4 protein-coding genes are annotated in these 4,498 nt (G+C 35.3%); all 4 read right to left on the reverse strand.

Features of this window, described 5'->3' with window-relative positions:
* Positions 1–168 precede the first annotated feature (168 nt).
* Positions 169–618 (reverse strand): AfaD family invasin, encoded by a 450-nt coding sequence (gene afaD, locus C7B16_RS23745; protein WP_107180254.1) that lies wholly within the window; start codon positions 616–618, stop codon positions 169–171.
* The gene (locus C7B16_RS23750) at positions 615–3,062 is read right to left on the reverse strand and encodes a fimbria/pilus outer membrane usher protein (RefSeq protein WP_107180255.1); all 2,448 of its coding nucleotides are present in this window, start codon (positions 3,060–3,062) and stop codon (positions 615–617) included. The genes afaD and C7B16_RS23750 overlap by 4 nt, the downstream gene beginning before the upstream one ends.
* 15 nt (positions 3,063–3,077) lie before the next feature.
* Entirely contained in the window at positions 3,078–3,839 is a 762-nt protein-coding gene (locus C7B16_RS23755) for a fimbria/pilus periplasmic chaperone (protein ID WP_107180256.1), read from the reverse strand.
* Between the two features lie 138 nt (positions 3,840–3,977).
* Positions 3,978–4,498, reverse strand: a 521-nt coding sequence (locus C7B16_RS23760) for a CD15/CS22/SEF14 family fimbrial major subunit (protein WP_308813068.1), incomplete at its 5' end; no start/stop codon positions are given.

Consider the following 4,498-nt stretch of genomic DNA (forward strand, 5'->3'; position numbering starts at 1 on the left):
CGTCTGCGTTTCTCCGGTCCTAAGACATCAATCATCTGTTCTCCAATGACTAGTCTAAAAACTAGTATTAAGACTATCACTTATTTAAGTGATATTGGTTGTCTGGAGATTCTGGGGGCTAGTCTACATTGACCATCTGTGTTGCTTTTTCATAAGATAATGCATACATCAATCTGTTTTAACTTCTTTAGCAAACAGGTGTATCAAATAAACATCCGGATGAACTCTGTAATTATTTGAAAAATATAGTTCAAATTTTGATAGCATATTGATGCGCGAACTAATTCCTAGTCCAGTTTTATCCGGATGCCAACCTTCGCCACCAAGCCTTATTGCTATTCTATTTTTTGGATTGTTTTTACCTCTAAATATGTATGTTGCTTGTTGTCCGGGTACTTTTTCTGCATTAGAACTTACTATGACATATGATTCACCATCACTTTTTACATAACCTGTACCCAAAACATGGTTGTTCTGAGTAGATAGGTTGAATTTTTCATTATCCATATTGATGCTGATTTCCAATTTTTTAGCTGCAGCTATCGTTGAATGTGTTAATAACGAAAATAGTAATAGCATCAATAGACTGTAGTTTTCTTTTAATAAGAAGCATTTCATTTACAAACTCCGTTCAGGAAAGTTAGCGATTGTTCTTTTGCGTGATGTCCAGTAAGGTTGTAACTGACCTTACAACTATCAGATGCTTCTCTTCCCCAAGTTGCATTTATTTCCTGTGTTCCATCGAGACCTGTGACATAAGCCTCACCATTATCGCCAACAATAGATGTTGATTGCACCACTCCTTTTTCATCTTTAACTACTAAAATTGTGCCAAAAGGTAGATGTTTTCCTTTTTTATTACTGATTTTAATCAGTGCGTTCACTCCGATGCTGGTATTATATTTTGCCTTAACAATCGCCCCTGTAGTTGGGACTACTTTAATATCAGTTTGTTTAATGCTGCTATTATTTGGCAGCGAACTAGGATCTATTGATACTGTATTGTCCATATATGGCATTAGTGAACTAGAGAATGTATAACCTCTAAAATCAGTTTTTATACCAGGAAGCCCTAAAACGGTAGCCCCACTAACACCTTTTGCTTCAACTAAAGCCGTAGTATTGGAAATCCGCTGTCCAAATGTTATCCCTGATGAATGCGCTAAAATACCACCAGAGAGTGCTAAGCCAACTTCACGATGAGTGCTACTATAGTTATAGTTTGCACCAAGTGTTCCATACGTTCCGTTCCACGATGTATTAAAATAACTGAATTTTTTATATTTTGAGGCGTCCTGGATTTGCTCCCTTACTTGCCAGCTCATACGCCTGTCAAATGCCATGCCGTTGAGACCTATATCATGTGTTGTTTTATTATCAGACGATGAAGTCAATTGATAGTTCGCGTAAATTTCCTTATTTGTTAAGTCTTGCAGGGGAATATTTAACATTATGTTAAACAAGTCTTCATTATCGTTCTTTCCATATTTTTTAAAGGCTGTTCGTGTATAGCTTAAGGATAGAGATGTACTTCCAATATTTTTTCCATACCAAACTGCAATTGAGTTGCTTCCATTTTTTTCCCAATAGTTATCATGATTATAACTTAAGTTAATCGACCCCCAAGCGCCCAATGGTTGACTTAGCATTGCATAAGTTGTTGATTTCTTGCTGTAATATACATAATCATTGTAACTATCTATTGTTTCGGAAAGTGTGCGATAGTCTTTTGAATAATTGTAATAGCTTGCGATAGATATATCAGTATTTGTAGTATTGAGATTTTTAGTATACCTTATGCCATAAGCGCTACCATTTATAAAAGAGGTTTTTTCATACGGTTTAGATTTAGCGTACTTCATGTCGAAGGATATTGCGCCATATTCACCAGCATCCTTACTTATACCAACGGCATAAGAACTATAAATATCGGCTAATTGAACACCGCCAAATATACTTAAACCATAAGGAAGACCGTAAGAATAGGTGCCCTCTGCGAATATTGGTTCATTTTTATGTATATCTGTATTGCGATACTTACCAGCCGTAAAACTATAATTTGAATAACCTTTTGCCAGAGAAATAACAGGTATTGTGTAAGGGACAGAATACATTTGTTTCTGTCCGTTACTTTCAATAATGGTGACATCAAATAAGCCACTTCCAAAGTTACTGAACTGATTGCTGTTAATTTCGAATTCACCAGGTGGAACAGAAGTAGAATAAAGAAGATAGCCTTGTTGTCTAATTTCCACAACAGCTTGAGTTTTAGCAATTCCACGGATTTTCGGCGAGTATGCTCTCGCAGAATACGGAATCATATTTTCATCTTTATAAAAGGTAACTCCTCGAAAAGAGATGCTGTCAAAAATATTCGTGTTAGTATACTTGTCGCCAATAATCAGTCTGCTTTTTAATGAATTAATACCCCTTTCAGCATATGTATATGCTGACTCAAAATCTGTATTTTCTTTTGACTTTTTCCAAGTTGATAAATTCCTAATTCGCCATGGACCTACGTTGAGCCCTGGTTCTATCTGACCAAAATATGAATCACCTCGTTTATTGTTTGATTTGAGATAATTAGCCTGATAGTTAAATATCAACGCGTTAAGCCCATCATCCCAAAGCGATTCATCAGCAATCTCGCTGTTCTTGTCAGCTAAAAATCCTGATGGGATGTTTAACAGTAAGATTTGATTTGTTGGGTTAAAGAGGTATTTTATATTTTCCTTGTCTAGATTAACACATTGCTCATCATCAAAAATAAACTCATCAATTTTTTTTTGCAAAAATCCATATTTAATTAGATTTTCTTGTGTCAGGCAAGGAGAAAGATTATTACTCTTATTTCTAAAATATATTTCCGTTGTTTCTTTTAGTTCATTATCGATATATATATCAACAACATAGTTTCCTTGAGTTGTTTTGCTGTCAAAAAAATTTAAATCTGCATTTTCATCCATTCCTAAGTAGCGATAATTAAATTTATATTCCTTTGCAAAAGAATCTCCGGCATTAATGATGGATGTCAGGATTAAAGCAGAAATAGTTTTATTCATTTTCATTTCTTATATTTAAAGCGTCACTTCGTTATTAATTTCAGCACCTATATCATCCAACACAACCGAATTAACCTTATCTCCTTTGCTGGCTTTAGCTATGTTACTTACAGATTTGTAAGGTTCAATATATCCATCAGGTATAGCGACCTCTTTTCCATTGACAGTTATTCTTGCTATATTTATATAGAGGGGGGATGGGTTTTCTACTAACAATTCTCCATCCTTAATACCCCATCTTAATTTCTTGTTAGCTTCTTCTACCGATATGTCAACTGATTTCGGTCTGGTTAGTAGCTTAATGCAACTATTAGTAATTACGTTTATATTTACATGTGCTGATTTATTATTGTCCTCAGTATCATAAGATGATATGTTTTCTGGCGGAATACCTTTTACACATATCCAGAATAATGATTCTCTGTCTTTTTTCAGAACATTTGAAATCGGAACAATTCTTAACCTCGTTTGAATTTCACTTTCAAGCCTTAATACAGGCGGTGTTATGATAAATGGGGCTTTCGTCTTTTTATCGTCAGAGAAAACCTGAGATTGTACAATTATAGGGTATTTTTTTTCATTTCTAATCCAAAAAGATGACGCTAACATTCCCTCATTATAAATTACACGAGTACTTCCTAATCTCAAACCATAGATTTTATTTTCTGTTTTTATAATGGCATTTGATTTCGCAACTGAAGTATTTGCTGTTTGCGCGTGACTTAAAAAAGAAGTTAAAAATAAAACAGGGATAAAATTTTTTCTATATTTGTACATATAGCACTCTTTTATACAAGCATTAGCAACAGTTGTTTATATATGGATTATTAAATGTTACAACGTCAGCATCTTACAGAATTCACCCGATTGATAAACACACCCTCAATTGAGGGTGTGTTCTGATAAGTAATTTAATTAGTTCTGATATTGTTGAATGTAGAATGTTGCTGTATATGTTCCAGCAGGAATATTACTCCCACTTTGGAAGGCTTTAATGTCAAGATTAATGTTATCCCCGGTGTTTACTAATTTCCAACCCGGTCCATTATGGCCTACGATTGGTGTACTGCCAAGTTGTTGAATTGAGGCATCAGTACGTCCACGTAAACCCTTACCTGCAGCATCTCTAAATGGGATAGTCACGAGGCCGCCACTTACACTCGTATCATCTCCTGTAACATAGACCCCTGCGTGAGAACCGGTTAATTGAATATTAAGAGTACCTAGTTTTTGCTGGGCCTTAACTGAGGTACCAGATGCAGAGGGATCCTGAGTCCAGGTTGCGTTGATGGTATTCTGTGCACCAAATGCTAATGGAGCCTGAACAGTAGCAACATCACCTATAGCTGTTTCAGCGGCATTTGCGGCACCACACGTCATCAAAGCAAGAATAAGAATGGATAATTTACTACGCATAAATGATATATCCTTTACAT

Origin of the sequence: Escherichia sp. 20412-1, from assembly GCF_003027595.1 — a bacterium.
In the GTDB taxonomy this organism is placed as follows: domain Bacteria; phylum Pseudomonadota; class Gammaproteobacteria; order Enterobacterales; family Enterobacteriaceae; genus Escherichia; species Escherichia marmotae.